Origin of the sequence: Sneathiella limimaris (assembly GCF_012932565.1) — a bacterium.
Taxonomy (GTDB): domain Bacteria; phylum Pseudomonadota; class Alphaproteobacteria; order Sneathiellales; family Sneathiellaceae; genus Sneathiella; species Sneathiella limimaris.
In genome coordinates this window covers 398,275-417,022 of the sequence record NZ_JABBYJ010000002.1, presented here as the reverse complement: position 1 = coordinate 417,022, position 18,748 = coordinate 398,275, and the positions used below count along the sequence as shown (strand labels likewise).

Below are 18,748 nucleotides of genomic sequence, written 5' to 3'. Positions count from 1 at the left end.
CTATGAGTGTTCAGAAAAAAGACAAAGCGATCATTGCCTCAAACCAGCTAATAGTCGGTGGCGGCGCCTTTTTCCTTGGATTGTTCGGTCTGCTCTTTGGGATGACGCAAAAAATCCCACTGATTGGAATTGTTGCCGGCGTTGTTATTGGGGCGATTGCTGCTTTTATTATGGTCAGGGTGCTTAAATCAAAGCGACTGTCACAAATGGTTTTAATGGCCTTGGGTCTTGTTTTGGGTTACCTGCAAGCCCAAATTGCTGGCGCTGTCATTGGTGTCCTGTTTGGTTGGGTCTTTAACTGGTTTGTATTTTGGTTGGCGACGGGCGAACATCGCCGCCGCTTACCCTCATATGCAACACCGGGGCAGGTACTTTGGCATCATACCTTTGTGGTGATTTGTTGGGCGATTTTCATCTTTCTAATCACTCCGATTATTGTGGTGATGCCTCTTAGTTTTAATGCCGAAAACTTCTTCACTTTTACACCGGCAATGTTGAACTTTGATCCGGCCGGGTATTCCTTGAAGCATTATGAAGACTTTTTTACCAATTCTGATTGGCAAGGGGCACTTCGGAATAGTTTCGCAATTGCGCCTGCGGCAACAATCTTGTCTGTCTCTTTGGGGACACTGGCAGCAATTGGTCTCAGTCAGCCTTTTGTCCCGTTCCGCAGGGCTATTATGGCTATCCTGATTTCGCCAATGATTATGCCGCTTATCATCTCAGCTGCAGGTATGTATTTCTTCTATAGCCGGGTTGGCCTGCAAGGTACCTACATTGGTGTTGTTCTTGCGCATGCGGCCTTGGGGATCCCATTTGTAATCATCACAGTGACGGCCACTCTTGTCGGCTTTGATCATAGTCTGACACGGGCGGCTGCAAATCTTGGCGCAAACCCTGTTACAACTTTCTTTAGAGTGCAGATGCCCTTGATTTTGCCGGGTGTAGTATCAGGTGGTCTTTTTGCTTTTATTACATCTTTTGACGAAGTGGTTGTGGTTCTGTTCGTTGGTTCCGCAGGACAAAAAACGTTGCCATGGCAAATGTTTACTGGTCTTCGGGAGCAAATCTCCCCGACCATCTTGGCAGTTGCTACAATCCTTGTGGTCTTGTCGATCTTGATGCTGACAACTCTTGAACTCCTCCGCCGTCGCTCGGAGAGACTGCGTGGTATGTCACCAGGCTAATTAGCAAGAATTGTCATTGCCTTAAAATAGGAGGGTCCCATTATTGGGGCCCTTTTTGCATTTTTTGGAAGGGTGAAGCTCAGGTTGTTAAAAGAATTGACGTCTGAAAATAAACATCACTTAACACATGGCTTTCCATGAGCTAGGTTTTACGTCCTTTCTTTTTGGTCAGACGTTTGGGCTGACTGGTCTCTAGGAATAGCTTTCCATGTCAACGCTTCAACCTGTCCTTGACGATAAACACACAAATCTTCGGGGAAGTTTCTGGATGATAGTCGCAATGGCGGCTTTTGCAGTCGAAGATGCGTTAATCAAAGCTGTAGCGGTAAGTCTTCCAGTGGCGGAGGTTCTAGTCCTGTTTGGCATCGGCGGCATGATTTTTTTTGCGGCCTTGGCAACCTGGAGAAAAGAACCTCTATTCATTCGGGATAGTATTTCGCCCCCCATGCGGGTACGTGTTTGTTTTGAGGTGCTGGGCCGTTTATTTTACGTTCTAGCTTTAGCCTTTTCCTCGTTGTCTGCAACTACTGCAATTCTGCAAGCAACCCCCATCGTTGTGGTGCTGGGTGCTGCGGTCTTTTTCAAAGAAAAAGTCGGTTGGCGGCGCTGGACGGCGATTGGGATAGGTCTTGTCGGTGTTTTGGTTATTTTGCGCCCTGCGACTGATAGTTTTACAGTCCAATCAATCCTTGCGGTACTTGGAATGCTTGGTTTCGCCGGTCGGGATCTAGCCAGCCGAGCGGCCCCTAAATCACTCAGTTCATCTGCTCTTGGGTTCTATGGTTTTATCGCAATAATTTTGGCAGGCGCTCTCTATAGCCTCTGGGAGCAAAAGGCTTTTCTTTTGCCAGATTTAACTGATTCTGGGTATCTCTGTCTTGCTGTCATCTGGGGCGCTGGTGCGTATACCTGTTTGATGAAAGCCATGCGAACAGGTGAAGTTTCTATCGTGACACCTTTTAGATATACACGCCTGCTTTTTGGGATCGCACTTGGAGTGATCCTTTTTAATGAAACAGTCGATACGCCGATGATAATCGGGTGTACTATCATTGTCTTATCTGGATTGTTCATTCTGGCGAGAGGAAATAGGTCGGGTTAAAATCAGACGGTCTTGCTTCTCAGCTCTGGCGGAAGATCCATGCGGCGCATGGCCTTTGCATAGGCGCCATTTCGAACGGCCCATCGATAGGTTGGTGCAATAGCCTTAAGGATCGTTTTGGAAATCTGGATCTGGGGGATGGACATCATCGGATAGAAGTCCTTAGCAAACTTTGGAAGCAGGTCATAGGCTGCCAGCATTGCATGATGCGCAAATATCTTCTTGCGGCGATTATCCACAATTGGATTTTGCAGGATCCGAAAAACTTCTGCTGTTCTTTCATCAAAAATGAGGTTGGACCGCATTGCCTCAAGGTAGTCATCAACCTCTTGCTTTGTCGTTGGAACGTTTTGCGCTCCGAGACGTTCAGCGATACTCGCATATTCCATGAAATACTGATCCTGAATTTCAGAAGTCAGATCATCTGCAAAATATTGAAGCCGGGCATAAAGAAAGCTTCTGGTTTCTGCAACATGAACCCATGTTAAAAGCTCTGGATCCATCGCACTATAAGCTCGTCCATCACTTGAATAGCCCTTTACACGTGAGTGAATGTCGCGGACCTTTTCGATAATCATCAAGGCGTCCTTCTGATTTCCGTAGGTTGTCGCTGCAATGAATTGGGCTGTTCGCCTCAGTCGCCCAAGCATATCTTCACGAAAGTTAGAATGTTCCCAAACCCCGGCTAACGCGAGAGGGTGAAGCATTTGCAAAAGAAGGGCAGAGAAGCCACCCACAATCATTGAGGTGAAGTCTCTATGAACCTTCCAGGCAGCGCTGTCAGGACCAAATAAGCCAGGGTCGCCTTTTGGGCTTTCATAATCAATACCACCAAGCGCAAGCCCTGAATTTGAAAGGATCTCTTGTTCGAGCTGTTTTCGAATAAATTCAAGCGGGAAATGCATATTGATTTTACTTAGGTGTTATCATAAAGGCATCAAAATAGGCAATTAATCCTCCCAGATCCGTTAATGGGAAGATAGCGCCAATATGCTGGTCTGGGCGGACAATAATCATAGCCCCCTTGGTCCGGTTTATTCGGCGCATATCATAGATGTCCTGTTGCCTATGAAGATCAGGGCAAAACATTTTTTCCAGATCCTGAAGACCATATCTGCCCTTTGACGGAATAAGGGCAGAGGGCATTTGATGTAATTCCAAATCCCGATGGTTTTGCTGAAAAACTGCACGCACATCGAAAATGCTATCAATATCAGCTTCTTTAGGAGTGTAGCGGACAATAGGCGATTTTGGGTCACTATAGAGACTTGAAACGACCTTCTGGATTGGAGCATCCTTTTCTGCCGGATCAGTGGCATCTGCGAACAAAAACAAGCGCCAGCGGCCATCTGCCTTAACCGTATGGCCAAGTTCCATCGGTTTCGCATCACCGAGGCGAATAACCGGGGCTGAATGAAAGCGCTTGCCAATTTCAAATCCCGGCGCCAAGTCTTGGTGTTCCATATCAGTCGTGAGAAGAGAGGGGCGATATTGAATTGCGGTACCTGCCGTAAACCGCCCATGCTGAACGAAATAGCGCTGGAATTCAGCGGGATCGACCGCATGCTCTTCCGCCATATCAGACGTTTTTGGGGGCGCACTGAAGAGTTTTGCAAACTCCCGATCGAAATTGATTAACTCCTTGGCGACTTTCTGTCTTTCTTCTGAATAGGTGTGGAGTAGTTTCGGGTGGGCCTGTTTCCGAAGAACGGCCGCCAACTTCCAGCCAAGGTTAAATGTATCTCGCATGGAAACATTCATTCCTTGCCCCGCTTTTGGACTATGCGTATGACAAGCATCGCCTGCAATAAAGACTGACGGGTATTGGCTCTCTCTGGCCTCGTTTGGGACGTTGTCAAAATGATCGCAAAGTCGCTGCCCGATTTCATAGACAGACCACCAGGCGATTTCTTTGACGTCCAAATCGTAGGGGCTCATAATCCGCTGAGCTGCCGCAATCAAATGATCGGATGTTATGTTTTTACTGGCGACCCGTTCGTTTTCGTTCAGTTTATCCAGTTCAATATAGAGGCGGACCATATAGCCTCCCTCCCGCGGAATGATCAGCATGTTACCTTCATTCGCGGAATGAATTACTGTCTTTACCCGAATATCCGGGAAATTTGTCAGGGCCAGAACATCCATGACCCCCCAGGCCTGATTTGCGGAATCCCCTTTTAATTCTAGGTTTAATTCTTTTCGAACCGTACTTCGTCCGCCGTCACAACCCACAACATATTTTGCACGGATACTTTCACTTTCGCCTTCATGATCGGGGTGAGTTCTTTCAAAAGTAGCTGTGACAGGATATGTAGCCTCAGGATTAACGGTTAGGCTAACAAGTTTGCGGCAATAATCAGGTTGAAGCTCAGAGGCGCTGTTTTTCATCACTTCCAGATAAAAATCATGGACACGTGCTTGGTTTAGAATGACATGAGGAAATTCTGAGAGGCCGTCTTCTGTATCCTGAATTACACTGCTTCGCTCAATTTTCTGCGGATCTGCTTCAGATGGACGCCAGAAGCAAGTTTCATTGACCCAATAAGCTTCTTTCATGACTTTTTCGCAAAAGCCGAAGGCTTCAAACATTTCCATCGTCCGACAAGCAATTCCATCGGCCTGCCCAAGTTGGAGAGGGCCATCCTTCTGATCGACAATGACAGTTTTGATATCATCAAAAGTGGAGAGTTGGGCAGCGAGAGTCAGGCCTGCGGGACCACAACCAATAATCAGGACATCTACATCAGTTGGTAGGTCGCGCTGAGGTGTTGCTCTTGTAATCTTATCTTCAAGATTATGAATAGAAGGATTGCCTGGTTGAAATCCGTTTAAATGATATTGCATGGGATCTAGTTTCCTTCCCTTTTTGGATATTGGGGCGTCAAACAGGCCGAACGAGTTTATGGACAATCCTACGTGTGAGCGGCGCTACAAATAACACAACAGGAAAGGCAACCATCCAGGAGGGGACCCAGGCACCAACCCACGATAAAAAGAAATCATCGTGCCAGCCGATTGCCCGTAAAGTTGAGATGCCTGAGACAATAAACGACATCAGACCAGAAAGGATAAAGCCAAAAAGAATATGTTCAAATCGCTGTGGTACCATATGGGGGTCCTTGAGGGTTATTGATTTGGTTTGATCGCACGGACCAGACAGTCGATAGCTGTTTGGGGACCCTCATCCGTATCAACAATCCGATTAACTTGTTCTGCTTTTTCGATAGCGAGCTCTCCATTAATGGTGCCGACAATTTCCATTTCTGTGTACAAGTTTTCTGGATTTTGAGGTCCGCCGTAACCATGAGTGAGATTTTGCGAATGGTGGCCGATCATAAGAAAGGTGCCGCCTGGTGCGACAGCGTGGACAGCTTTATGAATAATCGGGATCATTTGATCCTGAGGGAGTTGAAGATAGATGATTGCCACCAGATCAAAGGAAGATTTCGGAAGGAGATAAGTGTTGAGATCCGCATTAATGAACTCAATTTTATCTTTAAGGTGTCTTCCGCTAGCAATTTTTTCAGCCTTCTCCAATGCTACTTCGGAAAAATCGACAGCTTTTATATTCCATCCCAGCTCCGCCAGATAAAGAGCATTACGACCTTCTCCCGAGGCGAGGTCAATGGCTTTTCCTGGTTTCAGATTATCGACTTCCGTTTTGAAAAACTGGTTAGGGCCTGCTGACCAGATAAGGTCTTTAGAAGCATATCTGTCATTCCAGTAATCTTGTTTCATGGCAATCCTCCCCTGATGTTTTACGGGTGTCTGTTAGAAGAGGTTCTCTTCGTTTCCGCTGTTTTTCCCCAAATTATGAAATAAACTTTTTGAAAGGCGGACACCTTTTTAGTTTAGGGTAGGATCTATATTACCTAGCAAGCTAAAAAACGAAAACAAGAAACGAGAAAAGCAATGAGCAACTACCCTTATATCTCCGGCTTAGATCATGTGGTGATTAACGTTCCTGACTTAGAGGCAGCAGTTCGCGATTCCGAAAAACTTTTTAGAAAAGAGGCGACTGGTCGAGGGAAATATGAAGGGGGTGATGCATGTCTCTTTCAGTTTGCCAACACGGGTTTACTGTTGAGAGAAGCAGAAGGAGAATTTGGGCTAGCGGAGGTTTGCTTTGAGGTGCCAAGAGCTGATCGGTTTTTGAGACGTTTGAAGGCTATTGATCTCGGCAGCAATATTCAGAACCGAGCTGATCCTTACGAAACGTTGTCGAGTGCTGGCACTAATTCTGATGTCTATGAGTTGTCATCAAAAGATTGCCGATCACTGCATTTCTCTTTCGTAGAGCGATCAAGTGACTGGGCCTCTCAAAAAGGAGAAAAGAGTGGTCATGGTCTAGTCAAGGCAATGGACCACTTGGTCATTCGCACACAGAATACGGATGCGATAATGGCGTTGTTGGGAGCGCGTTTGGGGTTGAACTTGCGGCTTGATATAAACAGACCCGAATGGGGGGCGCAACTTCTCTTCTTCCGCTGTGGGGATATGGTTTTGGAAGTTGCTCGGCAATTGAAGGATGACAGTCTAGGAGCGGAAGAAGATTATTTCTGGGGGATCAGCTGGCGAGTTGAAGATGCTGCGCGTGCAGTGGAGTCCTTAAGAGCACAAGGAGTAGATGTTTCAGAAGCTCGAAAAGGGCGGCGCCCCGGAACTGAGGTTTTTACCGTTCGGGATCACAACTGCGATGTTCCGACCATCATGTTGCAAACTCCGAAAAGATAATTTTTTACAAAGCCGTTCGTGTCTTCCTACCTCTAATACGTGTAAACTTTTGCAGAATTTACACGAACTGCTTTTGATCAATGGCTTTATTGGATGGGTGAGTTAACATAGGCTCTTATTAAAGCGGATGTGATCTGGGATGATCGTTTACCGTGGGCGGTAGGGGGCATTTTGATGAATTTAAGAAAATTGCTTGTCGGGGTGGTGGTTTTATCAGTTCTGGTTGGGGGTGGGTATTATTACTGGCTGGAAAACATCGCCAATCAACTCCCTGACGGAATTTACAGCTCTAACGGTAGGATTGAGGCGGGACAGGTCAATGTCTCTGTTAAAAGAGCTGCACGAGTTCAAGAGATTTTAGTGCGTGAAGGCGATATGATCGAAAAAGGTGCCGTCGTTGCGCGCATGGACACAGCCGAGCTAGAGGCGGAAATTAAGGTCGCAGAAGCAAATATTCAGCTTTCTGAAAAATCGCTGGAGGAGGCCTTAGCCTCAGTAGAAAGCCGCAAAAGTACACTTGTCTATGCCAGCAATGAACTGCAACGGACACAGAAACTTCACGAAAGAGGCTATGCCTCCACTGAAAAGCTCGATCAGCGACGAAATGAATTTACTGCTGCGGATGCAGCAATGCGGGCGGCTAACGCCAGCGTTGCGCAAGCAGAGGCAGCTCTGGAGGCCGCTCGCCAAAATCGATTGCGACTGCTTGCGGTCCTCGCGGATTATGAGCTGACGGCACCTATTCGGGGGCGCGTGCAATATCGCTTGGCCGAGCCCGGAGAGGTATTGGCAGCTGGCGGGAATGTTGTGACTTTGGTCAATTTGTCCGATGTGTATATGACTGTTTTTCTGGCCGCGGAAACAGTTGGTCGCCTAGCTGTGGGAGGAGACGCGCGACTGATATTGGATCCAGCGCCTGACCTGGTCATACCGGCCAAAGTATCCTTCATTTCCTCGGACGCCCAATTTACTCCGAAGGCGGTCGAAACTGTAGATGAACGCTCAAAGCTTGTGTTTCGTGTAAAGTTGCGGATCGCGCCAACGCTACTTCGGAAGTACGAAGGAAGGGTGAAGGCTGGGGTCAGGGGTGTCGGATATGTAAAACCTGATCCAAATATAGAATGGCCAAAAAATCTTGAGGTGAGTCTGCCTAAATGACTGATGCTGATACGCATATTGTCAGGCTTAAGAACTTATCCCATCAGTATGGGTCCACCAAAGCTTTGTCGAATATCAGTCTGGATATTCCATCAGGATGCTTAGTCGGTTTAATCGGCCCAGACGGGGTGGGGAAGTCTACCCTGCTTGGGTTAATTTCGGGTGTCCGGAAAATCCAGCAAGGATCAGTCGTGACACTGGATGCTGATATGGCATCTAGACGTCAACGGCGAAAGGTTGTGGATCGGATTGCCTATATGCCCCAGGGCCTTGGGAAAAACCTGTACCCCACGCTCAGCGTTCAGGAAAACCTTAATTTCTTTGGGCGACTATTCAATCAGAGTAAAAGAAACCGCCAGCAGAAAATTCGGGAACTGACGAGTGCAACTGGATTACTGCCATTTTTAAAACGACCTGCGGGCAAACTGTCTGGTGGAATGAAACAGAAGCTAGGGCTTTGCTGTGCACTAATCCATGATCCAGATCTATTGATCCTTGATGAGCCAACAACCGGGATTGACCCATTGTCTAGAAAGCAGTTCTGGGAATTGATCGACCGATTGCGTGAGCGCAGACCGGAAATGAGTGTTTTGGTTTCCACCGCATATATGGATGAGGCGGAACGTTTTGACTGGCTGGTGGCTATGGATGCGGGTGCGATTACCGCCACCGGGACCTCAGTAGAGCTTTTGCAGCGAACTCAGTCTGAAACTCTTGAAGAGGCATTTATTGGTTTGCTGCCTGAGCAGAAGCGAGCTCAATATAGGGCTGTTGAAGTCCCGCCTCGTGATCAATCACAGCAAGAGGTCGCGATACATGCTGAGAATTTGACCATGCGGTTTGGGGATTTTACAGCGGTTGACCATGTCAGTTTTGAAATTGCCAAAGGTGAAATTTTCGGATTTCTGGGATCAAACGGGTGCGGCAAGACCACCACAATGAAGATGTTAACAGGCCTGCTACCTGCATCTGAAGGGCATGCTGAATTGTTTGGCCAACCACTGAATGCGCGGGATATGGCAATTCGAAAGCGCATTGGGTATATGTCCCAATCCTTTTCCCTCTATCACGAGCTTAGCGTCCTTAAGAACCTCAACCTTCATGCTGACTTGTTTAATTTGTCTCGGTCTGAGAAAGAGATCCGAGTAAAAGAGCTATTAGATCGGTTTAATCTTGAACCCGTCAAAGACCAACTGCCAGATAGTCTGCCACTTGGTGTAAGGCAACGCTTGCAACTTGCTGTTGCCATCTTGCACAAACCTGAGGTCCTCATTCTTGATGAGCCCACTTCCGGCGTTGATCCCATCGCTCGGGACCAGTTTTGGCAGCTTCTCATTGACCTCTCCCGTAACGAGGGCGTGACCATTTTTATCTCCACACATTTTATGAATGAGGCTCAAAGATGTGATCGGGTGTCTTTGATGCATGCGGGTAAGGTCCTGGCAGTGGGAGAGCCAGAAGACTTGCGAAAAGAACAGGGTGCAGAAACCTTGGAGGAGGCCTTTGTCTCCGTATTGCAAGATGCGAGCGAGGTTCAGAACCCACCAAATGGGGAAGAGCCTCTCGGAGTAGAGCTAAATGGGGCAGACAAAAAGTTGTTGAGGGGCTTTTTCAGCCTTCGGCGAATGCTAGCCTACACACTTCGAGAGTCCAAAGAGCTTATGAGGGATCCTATTCGGCTTGCGTTTGCGTTTATCGGCCCTGTAATCCTGATGATTACGTTTGGCTATGGAATTTCCTTTGATGTCGAAGATTTAACGTTCGCCGTTTTTGACCAGGACCAATCCCTGGAAAGTCGCACTTATCTTGAGAATTTCAGAGGCTCTCGGTATTTTGAAGAGCAGGCGCCTATCACAAATTCAGAGATGTTGGAGCGGCGACTGAAAAGCGGGGAACTCAAGTTTGTCATTGAAGTTCCAAGCGAGTTCGGGCGTGACTTGCTAGCAGGGCGAAAACCGGAGTTGGCCATTTGGATTGACGGGGCTATGCCTTTCCGAGCTGAGACCGCTCGCGGTTATATTCAAGGTGTAACTTCCCACTATTTGGAAGATATGTCCCTTCGACGATTTGGGTTGCCACCGGATCTCGCGGCTTATGAGTTAGAAACCCGATTTCGGTATAATCAGTCCTTCAAAAGTACTTATGCCATTGTTCCTGGAACAATCATGCTGCTCTGCATAATCATACCGGCGATGTTGACTGCAGTTGGTGTTGTGCGGGAAAAGGAGATGGGTAGTATTACCAACTTCTATGCAACACCTGTAAACAAACTAGAATTCCTTTTGGGCAAGCAAATCCCTTATGTGGCACTTGCCTTCATGAACTTTTTTATCTTGTTGGTTCTGGCTCTTTTGGTATTTGAGGTGCCAATGAAAGGTTCGTGGCTGGCTCTCATTTCCGGTGCTTTCCTTTATGTCTGCACGACGACCGGTTTTGGAATTTTTGTCTCTTCCTTCGTGAGAAGCCAAATTGCAGCGATTTTCGCAACCGCAATTATTAGTGTGGTTCTAACGATGAATTTCTCTGGCTTTATGACACCTGTGTCGACGCTTGGTGGCACTGCTCAACTCATGGGTAAATTCTTTCCCGCTCCATATTTTCAGCAAATCAGCGTGGGTGGATTTACGAAGGCACTCCAGTTCGAAGATCTAATGTCTAATCACCTGGCGTTGATCGCCTTTGCTATTGGACTTTTCGGACTTGCAGCACTTCTTCTGAAAAAGCAGGAGAAATAAAGATGAGAGGGAGACTTGGAACAATATATTCACTTGGGATCAAGGAACTCTATAGCCTTCGTTCTGATCCTGTGTTGATCGTTTTGCTAATTTGGGTATTCACTTTTGCTATCTATGAAATCGCAACGAATGCCAAAATGGAGGTTGAAAATGCCTCTGTTGCAATTGTCGATGAAGATGGCTCACTTCTCTCCCGTCGCATTGCGGATGGTTTTTTACCGCCATACTTCAAGCCGGCTGTTCAAATCTCTGCCGATCAAATAGACCCGCTTTTGGATGCTGGTAATTTTATTTTTATTGTCAGTATTCCACCACAATTTGAGTCAGACTTGCTCAAAGGAGAAAAGCCGGAAATTCAGTTGAATGTGGATGCAACAGCAATGTCAGTGGCCGGCAATGGAGCCAATTATGCAGCGAACATTATCAATCAGGAAGTAATGCATTTTTTACAAAAGGAACAACCGATTGAGGAAATTGGACCTTTGAAAGTGGTTGTAAGGGCTGCTTTTAACCCAAATCTGAATTCCACCTGGTTCATGGCAGTTTCGCAGATCATCAACAATGTGACAGTTATGTCTATTCTATTGACGGGGGCTGCTCTTATTCGGGAGCGCGAGCATGGGACAATTGAGCATCTCCTTGTAATGCCTGTCAGGCCAACAGATATTATGATTTCCAAAATCTGGGCAAACGGATTGGTGATCCTTGTTGCAACAGCGCTTTCATTGACTTTCGTAGTGGAGGGTTTGATGAATGTCACTATCACAGGCTCGACCGCGCTGTTTTTGTTGGGCGCTGGGTTGTATCTCTATTCTGTGACCGCACTTGGAATCTTGTTGGCGACCCTTGCGACTTCCATGCCACAATTTGGGCTTTTGGCGATCCCTGTTTTTGTTGTGATGGAGCTCCTTTCAGGAGGGATGACGCCCCTTGAAAGTATGCCGGGGTGGCTTCAATGGACGATGCAGCTTTCTCCTTCAACTCACTATGTGAGTTTTTCTCAGGCTGTTTTGTTCCGGGATGCCGGTTTCGAAATCATTTGGCCGCAGGCTCTTATGATGTTTGTCATCGGATCTGTTTTCTTTGCGTTCGCTTTGCGTCGGTTCCGTAAGGCCATCGTTAGTTAGGCTGCACGCCAGCTACTCAACTTTTTGCGCCCCAGTTGGAGACGTGTCCGCGATCTCCAGGATCAACTTGCGGCGAACTGCTGCCGCAAAAGTATTGGCGCTATCGGCTGTGATGACAAAAGCCCCGTTTCCACCAATGATTTGCGTTTTGAACGCTTCTTCAAGGTCATAATTATTGGGCCTTCCTGAGCAATGACGACAAAGAACAGCAAGGCCATTTATGGTGATGTTGGCGTTTACGACTTCTTCTCGAGCATAGGGGATGGAGGGGCCGCTCCAGTTGTTGGCGCTGTCAGCTGAAATATCAATTACCCGCCTTAAGCCCCAAATATTATTACTTTCGATAAGGTTTTTGCCAAACATGAGGGCAGAGCCAATGGCATTATATCCAAACGCGAGCCGGGCTGGTTTCAGAAGATCTTCGGCAAACTTCCGTGCACTCTCCGCGCCATCAATAATCTGCCAGTCGACAACAATGTGCTGACTATCAGCGTCACCCCATTCCACATAGGTGACTGCAATTTTCTCGTAGGCGCTAATGGTGATGGCATCAATGACCGCGGGATCGGTTATGGCCTTCGCATATCCTTGCCGCTGAAACAGAATTTCAGCATCATCGATTGATCCTGTTGCATCTGCAAGCAGAACAAGTTCCAGGCCAACCTTTGTCTCTTCCTGGGCACTGCTGATCGGGATTGCGGTTAAAAAATAACTGGCACAAATGGCCAGTGTCAGCTTAAGCATATCAGGCTCCATCCCAACGTTAACCTATAAGATTATAATTTTCTAAAATAGAAATTGGGTCAAGTGAAACCGGATTTTGGTAGTCAATTTCTCGATTCAGAGTTGGACGTAAAATGATCTAAAGTCATTGCAAGCAGGGTTTTTGCTGCAGGTGTGAGTTGCCTGTCTTTTCGGGTGAGAATTCCAACGGGGCGCCGCACGATAGGGCCCTCAATCGGCAGTGAGACAATATTTTCCTGATATGTGACCTGTTGGTAGGATGAATGGACAACGCCAAGACCCGCACCTGCAGCGACAAGGCCAACTACAGTTTGAATGAGGGCGGGTTCGTAAACGGATTTGAACTGCTGAGTTGTATCACCGAGCGCTTGATTAATGCTTTGGCGGATGCCGGTGTTATCTGACAGCAGAATAAGCTTTTCGTTGCTAATGTCTCGCCAACATACTGATTTTTGCTGCGCGTAAGGATGAGTGTCCAAACACAGCAAGTGAATGAAATCATCATACATGTGGGTAAATGCAAATGACTCCATGTTCTTTGGCTCGGAGGTGATCGCAAAATCGGCAGTCCCTTCTTGTATGTCGCGGATAATGTTCTCCCAAATCCCATCTCGAATTATCACCTCAACACCGGGAAACTGTTTTTCAAAACTGACGACAAGCGGCGGAAGCTTGTTGGCTGCGACCGATGGGAAGGCCGCGATTGAAACCTTGCCACGGCGGAGTTCAGCCATGTCTTTCATATGATCAATGGCTGACTTCAGATCGTGAACCACATTTCTTGCAAGGGGGAGAAAAACCTCACCCATTTGGGTGAGTTCTACTTGGCGGGTACTTCTGTTGAGAAGCGATAGTCCTAAACTCTGTTCCAACTGCTGAATGAGATGGGTTAAGGTTGGCTGTGTCATGTTGAGGGCGTTGGCAGCTTTGGTGAAATGTAAATGTTCAGCTACTGCAACGAAAGCCCGGCAATGTTTTACGTCCATATTATTCAAATATTTTATATAATTATTCAAATTAATCTATTTAACATAATAATAATTCCTGACTAAGCTTCTTTCAAATAAAAAGGAAGGGGCTGAAATGGGTGTGGATTTCAGATTTAATTTCAATAACCATGACAAGCTGCCAATTGCAGGAGAATGGGTGCTAGGGAAGGGAGAGGTTCTCGAGATCCGAAACCCAGCATCTGGTGAGTTAATTGGAAAACTTAGCTGCGCATCAAGTGAACAAGTCACGGAAGCCCTGCAAGCTGCGGATAGGGCTTATCAATCTCATGACTGGGCGAGTTTGCTCCCCCATCAGCGAGCAGATTACTTGTTCCGAAGTGCCGAGTTAATTGCAGATAGAGCAGATTTACTTGCTTGTTTGCAGTCCTCAGAAAATGGGAAGACGTTTAAAGAGTCACGAGGGCAGGCTTTGTCCGCTGCCGGGATCGTCAGGTATTTTGCGTCCCTTTGTGAAACGCAACTTGATGATATCCCACCTGCTCGGGGTAATTACCTGACGGCCACGGTTCATGAACCTTTTGGGGTTGTTGCTGCGATTACGCCTTGGAACTCACCGCTTACAATGGCAGCCCAGAAGATTGCTCCAGCCTTGGCAGCAGGAAATGCGGTTGTCTTGAAACCATCTGAACTTACCTCACTTGTCTCTATGGAACTTGCGCGCTGTTTCCTTGATGCGGGATTGCCGAGCGGGATATTGAATGTCGTTCCGGGTAGAGGCGAAATTGGCCAGCAGCTTGTAGAAAGCCCGCTCAGTGGCTTGATTTCATTTACCGGTGGCCCCGGTGCGGGACGCTCTATCGCTCAAACGGCTGCGGGACTGTTTAAACCTGTTATTTTAGAGCTTGGCGGAAAATCACCTAATATTGTCTTTGCAGATGCTGATTTGAATGCCGCATGCAAGGGTGTGATTAGTGCCATCTTTGCTTCGGGAGGGCAGTCTTGCGTTGCCGGCTCAAGGTTGCTGGTTGAGCAGTCAATCAAAGATAAATTTTTAGAGATGTTGATTGAGCATGCGGAAGGCATGAAGCTTGGGGATCCCTTCGACGAGGAGAGCGACATTGGTCCTATGGCGTCCTTCCAGCAACGGGAAAGAGTTGAAAGCTATGTTGCGCTCGCCCGGCAAGAAGGTGGTGAAATACTGACAGGCGGGACACGGCCCACGGGAGGTGTTTATGACAAAGGGGCTTATTTGCCACCAACCATCATTGATGGCTTAAGTTCCTCCTCCCGCGTCATTCAGGAAGAGATTTTTGGTGGTGTTCTGGCGATCTGTAGTTTCAAGTCCACCGAACAGGCCGTTGCTTTGGCAAATGACACCGTTTATGGGCTGGCCGCTGGAGTTTGGACGCAAGACTATCAAAAAGCTTGGGCAGTTGCGAAGGCTATCAAGGCGGGTACCGTTTGGCTGAATACTTATAAGCAACTCAGCATTTCAGCGCCGTTTGGTGGGTACGGTGAAAGTGGTGTTGGTCGCGAAAAAGGTGTTCAGGGACTTCGTGCTTACCAACAACTAAAAAGTATCTATCTGGGGGGATTTGAAGATGGGATTTGAACTTAAACCACTTGGGCTGAAACCGCTTCTGCCCATTGAAGACGTTTCTTTTGTCGGCCATGACTTGTCCCGGCCAGAATGCGTTTTGGTGCAATCGGATGGATCTCTCTATGTCTCTCATACTGCAGGCGGGGTAACGCATATTTCTAGCGATTTGGAGCAGACATTAATCGGGACGGAGGGGCTTCAGGCAAACGGAGCTGATATTGTTCCCAATGGGATTTTCAGGTGCGCGGACGGCAGTTTCCTGATCGCCAATATTGGTGAAGGCGGCGGTGTCTGGAAGCTCTCTGTGCAAGGTGAGCTAACTCATCATCTGATGGAGGTGGATAAAACCTCTCTTGCTGCCGCCAATTTCGTAACGCAGGATACCCAAGGGCGGACCTGGATCACGGTTAGCACTGTCAGCCAACCGCGTTTCAATGCCTATTCTGATAAAGTGAAAGATGGGCTAATCATTGTTGAAGATGAGAAGGGTGCCCGGATCGTTTGCGATGATATCTGTTTTGCAAATGAATGCCGGGTTTCCCCTGATGGAACGCACCTATATATCAGTGAAACATTTGCCCGACAGATTACCCGCTTTCGAATAACAGACGACAATAGACTGGTGGATCGAGAAGTTTTTTGCCGGTTTGGATATGGAGATTTTCCGGATGGCTGCTGTTTCGATGCGGACGGAAACCTATGGGTGACCAGTATTGTGAGTAACCGGCTTTACGCCGTGACACCGGCCGGAGATGTGAAGCTGGTAATTGAGGACGCCGTTGAAGAGCATATCAAGTGGGTGGAGGATGCTCTAGCCGCAGGCGAAATGGGGCGGGAGCATTTTTACAAGACCGCTGGCAAAAAGCTGAAAAACATTGCTTCCATCGCTATCGGAGGCCCCTCTGGCCGTCAGCTTTATATGGGGGCATTGGCTGATACAGCCGTCGCAACGGCTATCTTGCCAGCAGATTTCAAACTTTGAGAGGGATAGAATAATGACAACACAAAAACGTCTCGGGTTTATTGGTTTAGGGGTGATGGGGGAGCCAATCTGCCGCAATATCTTGAAGGCAGGTTTGGGTTCTATGCAAGTTTTAGACTTGAACAAAGAACCAGTTCAGAGGCTCGTTGCAGATGGTGCGTCAGAAGGGGCAGGTGTCCGTGATCTGGCAGCAACTTCAGACATCCTTTTCTTATCCCTGCCTGGAGGGAAAGAGGTTGAGGCAATTCTGACAGGCGAAGATGGAATTTTGTCCAGTGCCCAGGAAGGCTTAATCGTTGTTGATTTAAGTACCTGTCCTGTTGGCCTCACCAGAGATTTGCATGAAGCCGCAAAAGCAAAGGGTGTTGAATTCATTGATGCGCCGGTTGCCCGAACTCGTCAGGCCGCAATCGATGGGACACTTAGCATTATGGTGGGTGCAACGAATGACCAGTTTGCTGTGATTAAGCCTTTTTTGGAACCTGCAGCATCAGAAATCACGCATTGCGGGGAAATTGGTACCGGACAAGTCATGAAGGTCATGAACAACATGGTGCTCTTTCAGACTGTTGTTGCCCTGGCCGAAGCGATGGTGACCGCAGAAGCTGCCGGTGTTTCAAAGGACTTGTTGTTGAGCACACTCTCTCAAGGGTCAGCAGATAGCTTTGCGCTTAGAAATCATGGCATGAAGGCCATGGTCCCTGGAATTTTTCCACTGAATGCCTTCGCTACCGACTATGCGATCAAGGATATTACATATGCGCTGGAACTGGCGGCGGATGGCGGCGTGGAAACTCCGTCAGCTGAACTCGCTAAATCTATGTTGGAAAGATCAAGTGCTGCCGGGTATGGGGCTGAATATTTTCCAGCACTAATCAAAGTTGTTGAACAGTCGCGTCTCAGTTAAGCCGAGGAGGAACAAGTGTTATGAGTAATCAGGAGTATGATGTCATTGTTGTTGGCGCTGGAAATGCGGCTTTCTGTGCGGCTTTGAGTGCTGAAGAGAATGGGAGCCGGGTTTTGGTGCTGGAATGTGCGCCTGAGGATTTGAACGGTGGAAACTCGCGTTTTACAGCGGGCGCTATTCGCTTCGCATACCGGGGTGTTGAAGACCTAAAAGAAGTGATGCCTGACCTGTCTGAAAATGAAATCGCAATCACCGATTTTGGAACCTACACGGAAGATCAGTTTTTCGACGACATGTTCAGGGTCACCCAATACAGGACAGATCCGGATCTTTGTGAAGTTCTGGTGCGCAACAGCTTTACGACTATCAAGTGGATGAGGGAGAAAGGCGTTCGGTTCGTTCCAATCTATGGGCGCCAGGCGTTTAAGGTTGATGGTCGTTTCAAGTTCTGGGGTGGATTGACAGTTGAGGCGAACGGCGGGGGACCAGGACTCGTTGATAGTCTGACTGAGATTGCCAAAAGTCGGGGGATAGATGTCTGGTATCAGGCGAGGGCATTGGAGCTATTATTCGACGGCACAAGGGTTGGCGGGGTGAAAATTCGCAAATCTGGTCAGATTATGGATGTCACTGCGAAGGCTGTTATCCTTGCCTCCGGTGGTTTTCAGTCCAGTCCGGAAAAGCGAACCCGATATCTGGGGCCAGGATGGGATTTGGCCAAAGTGCGAGGGACACCGTTCAATACTGGGGATGGTCATGCAATGGCCCTTAACGTTGGAGCGAGTTCGGCTGGTAACTGGTCAGGTTGTCACGCGGTTGGTTGGGATCGAAACGCCCCTGAATATGGAGATCTGGCGGTCGGAGACAATTTCCAGAAACATTCCTATCCGTTTGGCATAATGGTTAATGCTGAGGGCCGTCGTTTTGTCGATGAAGGCGCCGATTTCAGAAATTATACTTACGCAAAATATGGCCGTGAAATTTTGGCTCAAACTGGAAATTTTGCCTGGCAGGTCTTTGACTCAAAAGTCACTCATCTGCTCCGGGATGAATACCGGATCAAGCAGGTGACCAAAGTCTCAGCTGACACGCTTGAGGGACTTGCGGAAAAACTTGAAGGAGTGGATCCAGATGGGTTTCTCAAGACAGTAAAAGCTTTCAACGAATCTGTCATGACGGATAAAGAGTTCAATCCCAATATCAAGGATGGACGGGGCACAAAAGGTCTTGAAGTTCCAAAGTCCAATTGGGCAAATCCGTTGGATACTCCTCCCTATGAAGCATATGCGATCACTTGTGGGGTTACATTTACATTTGGCGGGTTGCGGATCACTACTGAAGCCGAAGTAAAGAATACGGATCTGCAACCTCTTCCTGGACTTTACGCGGCAGGAGAGATTGTTGGCGGCATATTCTACAATAACTATCCAGGTGGTACAGGTCTGATCAATGGCGCTGTTTTTGGACGAATTGCAGGCAGATCAGCAGCAGAATATGCAAGTGAATGCTCGGACTGACTGTG

General features: G+C 47.7%; 16 protein-coding genes. 10 read left to right on the top strand and 6 right to left on the bottom strand.

The genetic code is table 11. The features are described 5' to 3' along the window. Positions 1-2: 2 nt before the first annotated feature. Together HH301_RS15580 and HH301_RS15575 are read left to right on the top strand one after the other, a co-directional pair. Positions 3-1,187, top strand: coding sequence for an ABC transporter permease (locus HH301_RS15580; RefSeq protein ID WP_240969617.1), 1,185 nt, complete (start codon positions 3-5; stop codon positions 1,185-1,187). A 208-nt stretch (positions 1,188-1,395) separates the two neighbouring features. Next, positions 1,396-2,289, top strand: a complete 894-nt coding sequence (locus HH301_RS15575) for a DMT family transporter (RefSeq protein WP_206378371.1) — start codon at positions 1,396-1,398, stop codon at positions 2,287-2,289. A gap of 2 nt (positions 2,290-2,291) precedes the next feature. On the opposite strand, the gene HH301_RS15570 is transcribed toward HH301_RS15575, so the two are convergent. Genes HH301_RS15570 through HH301_RS15555 form a run of 4 tightly spaced genes read right to left on the bottom strand, consistent with a single transcriptional unit; the run spans position 2,292 to position 6,027 of the window. Further along, a complete protein-coding gene (locus tag HH301_RS15570) occupies positions 2,292-3,194 on the bottom strand; it encodes an oxygenase MpaB family protein (RefSeq protein ID WP_169569942.1) in 903 nt (300 codons plus the stop codon). 7 nt (positions 3,195-3,201) lie between these two features. Continuing rightward, positions 3,202-5,133 carry an FAD-binding monooxygenase gene (locus HH301_RS15565; protein WP_169569941.1) on the bottom strand — a complete coding sequence of 644 codons (1,932 nt, stop codon included), beginning with the start codon at positions 5,131-5,133 and terminating at the stop codon, positions 3,202-3,204. A gap of 37 nt (positions 5,134-5,170) precedes the next feature. Beyond that, complete coding sequence (locus HH301_RS15560) at positions 5,171-5,398, bottom strand: DUF2798 domain-containing protein (RefSeq protein WP_169569940.1); 228 nt, start codon at positions 5,396-5,398, stop codon at positions 5,171-5,173. 17 nt (positions 5,399-5,415) lie between these two features. Continuing rightward, complete coding sequence (locus HH301_RS15555) at positions 5,416-6,027, bottom strand: class I SAM-dependent methyltransferase (RefSeq protein ID WP_169569939.1); 612 nt, start codon at positions 6,025-6,027, stop codon at positions 5,416-5,418. A 174-nt stretch (positions 6,028-6,201) separates the two neighbouring features. Here HH301_RS15555 and HH301_RS15550 point away from each other — a divergent pair, with 174 nt between their 5' ends. The 4 genes from HH301_RS15550 (at position 6,202) to HH301_RS15535 (ending at position 12,043) form a co-directional block, all read left to right on the top strand. Next, positions 6,202-7,023 (top strand): VOC family protein, encoded by an 822-nt coding sequence (locus HH301_RS15550; protein ID WP_169569938.1) that lies wholly within the window; start codon positions 6,202-6,204, stop codon positions 7,021-7,023. Positions 7,024-7,197: 174 nt separating this feature from the next. After that, positions 7,198-8,181 carry an HlyD family secretion protein gene (locus HH301_RS15545; RefSeq protein ID WP_169569937.1) on the top strand — a complete coding sequence of 328 codons (984 nt, stop codon included), beginning with the start codon at positions 7,198-7,200 and terminating at the stop codon, positions 8,179-8,181. Continuing rightward, positions 8,178-10,916: a ribosome-associated ATPase/putative transporter RbbA gene (gene rbbA / locus HH301_RS15540; protein ID WP_169569936.1), complete on the top strand. Its 2,739-nt coding sequence runs from the start codon at positions 8,178-8,180 to the stop codon at positions 10,914-10,916. Before HH301_RS15545 ends, rbbA begins: the two co-directional genes overlap by 4 nt. A gap of 2 nt (positions 10,917-10,918) precedes the next feature. After that, positions 10,919-12,043 (top strand): ABC transporter permease, encoded by a 1,125-nt coding sequence (locus tag HH301_RS15535; RefSeq protein ID WP_169569935.1) that lies wholly within the window; start codon positions 10,919-10,921, stop codon positions 12,041-12,043. Between the two features lie 12 nt (positions 12,044-12,055). Here the strand turns inward: HH301_RS15535 and HH301_RS15530 are convergent, their stop codons facing one another. Both HH301_RS15530 and HH301_RS15525 read right to left on the bottom strand, forming a co-directional pair. After that, on the bottom strand, positions 12,056-12,787 hold the full coding sequence (locus tag HH301_RS15530; RefSeq protein ID WP_169569934.1) for a DUF1194 domain-containing protein: 732 nt from the start codon (positions 12,785-12,787) through the stop codon (positions 12,056-12,058). 83 nt (positions 12,788-12,870) lie between these two features. Then, positions 12,871-13,773 carry a LysR family transcriptional regulator gene (locus tag HH301_RS15525; protein WP_169569933.1) on the bottom strand — a complete coding sequence of 301 codons (903 nt, stop codon included), beginning with the start codon at positions 13,771-13,773 and terminating at the stop codon, positions 12,871-12,873. A gap of 97 nt (positions 13,774-13,870) precedes the next feature. On the opposite strand from HH301_RS15525, the gene HH301_RS15520 reads away from it, so the two are divergent. Genes HH301_RS15520 through tcuA form a run of 4 tightly spaced genes read left to right on the top strand, consistent with a single transcriptional unit; the run spans position 13,871 to position 18,743 of the window. Further along, the gene (locus HH301_RS15520) at positions 13,871-15,349 is read left to right on the top strand and encodes an aldehyde dehydrogenase (RefSeq protein ID WP_169569932.1); all 1,479 of its coding nucleotides are present in this window, start codon (positions 13,871-13,873) and stop codon (positions 15,347-15,349) included. Next, positions 15,339-16,319, top strand: a complete 981-nt coding sequence (locus tag HH301_RS15515) for an SMP-30/gluconolactonase/LRE family protein (protein WP_169569931.1) — start codon at positions 15,339-15,341, stop codon at positions 16,317-16,319. The genes HH301_RS15520 and HH301_RS15515 overlap by 11 nt, the downstream gene beginning before the upstream one ends. Before the next feature lie 13 nt (positions 16,320-16,332). Continuing rightward, complete coding sequence (locus HH301_RS15510; RefSeq protein ID WP_169569930.1) at positions 16,333-17,226, top strand: NAD(P)-dependent oxidoreductase; 894 nt, start codon at positions 16,333-16,335, stop codon at positions 17,224-17,226. Between the two features lie 20 nt (positions 17,227-17,246). Continuing rightward, entirely contained in the window at positions 17,247-18,743 is a 1,497-nt protein-coding gene (gene tcuA, locus HH301_RS15505) for an FAD-dependent tricarballylate dehydrogenase TcuA (protein ID WP_169569929.1), read from the top strand. The last annotated feature ends 5 nt before the right edge of the window (positions 18,744-18,748 follow it).

Bases quoted from the DNA above. Each gene is read 5' to 3' on its own strand.
- HH301_RS15580 (WP_240969617.1), top strand. From the start codon at position 3: ATGAGTGTTCAGAAAAAAGACAAAGCGATCATTGCCTCAAACCAGCTA.
- HH301_RS15575 (WP_206378371.1), top strand. From the start codon at position 1,396: ATGTCAACGCTTCAACCTGTCCTTGACGATAAACACACAAATCTTCGG.
- HH301_RS15570 (WP_169569942.1), bottom strand. From the start codon at position 3,194: ATGCATTTCCCGCTTGAATTTATTCGAAAACAGCTCGAACAAGAGATC.
- HH301_RS15565 (WP_169569941.1), bottom strand. From the start codon at position 5,133: ATGCAATATCATTTAAACGGATTTCAACCAGGCAATCCTTCTATTCAT.
- HH301_RS15560 (WP_169569940.1), bottom strand. From the start codon at position 5,398: ATGGTACCACAGCGATTTGAACATATTCTTTTTGGCTTTATCCTTTCT.
- HH301_RS15555 (WP_169569939.1), bottom strand. From the start codon at position 6,027: ATGAAACAAGATTACTGGAATGACAGATATGCTTCTAAAGACCTTATC.
- HH301_RS15550 (WP_169569938.1), top strand. From the start codon at position 6,202: ATGAGCAACTACCCTTATATCTCCGGCTTAGATCATGTGGTGATTAAC.
- HH301_RS15545 (WP_169569937.1), top strand. From the start codon at position 7,198: ATGAATTTAAGAAAATTGCTTGTCGGGGTGGTGGTTTTATCAGTTCTG.
- rbbA (WP_169569936.1), top strand. From the start codon at position 8,178: ATGACTGATGCTGATACGCATATTGTCAGGCTTAAGAACTTATCCCAT.
- HH301_RS15535 (WP_169569935.1), top strand. From the start codon at position 10,919: ATGAGAGGGAGACTTGGAACAATATATTCACTTGGGATCAAGGAACTC.
- HH301_RS15530 (WP_169569934.1), bottom strand. From the start codon at position 12,787: ATGCTTAAGCTGACACTGGCCATTTGTGCCAGTTATTTTTTAACCGCA.
- HH301_RS15525 (WP_169569933.1), bottom strand. From the start codon at position 13,773: ATGGACGTAAAACATTGCCGGGCTTTCGTTGCAGTAGCTGAACATTTA.
- HH301_RS15520 (WP_169569932.1), top strand. From the start codon at position 13,871: ATGGGTGTGGATTTCAGATTTAATTTCAATAACCATGACAAGCTGCCA.
- HH301_RS15515 (WP_169569931.1), top strand. From the start codon at position 15,339: ATGGGATTTGAACTTAAACCACTTGGGCTGAAACCGCTTCTGCCCATT.
- HH301_RS15510 (WP_169569930.1), top strand. From the start codon at position 16,333: ATGACAACACAAAAACGTCTCGGGTTTATTGGTTTAGGGGTGATGGGG.
- tcuA (WP_169569929.1), top strand. From the start codon at position 17,247: ATGAGTAATCAGGAGTATGATGTCATTGTTGTTGGCGCTGGAAATGCG.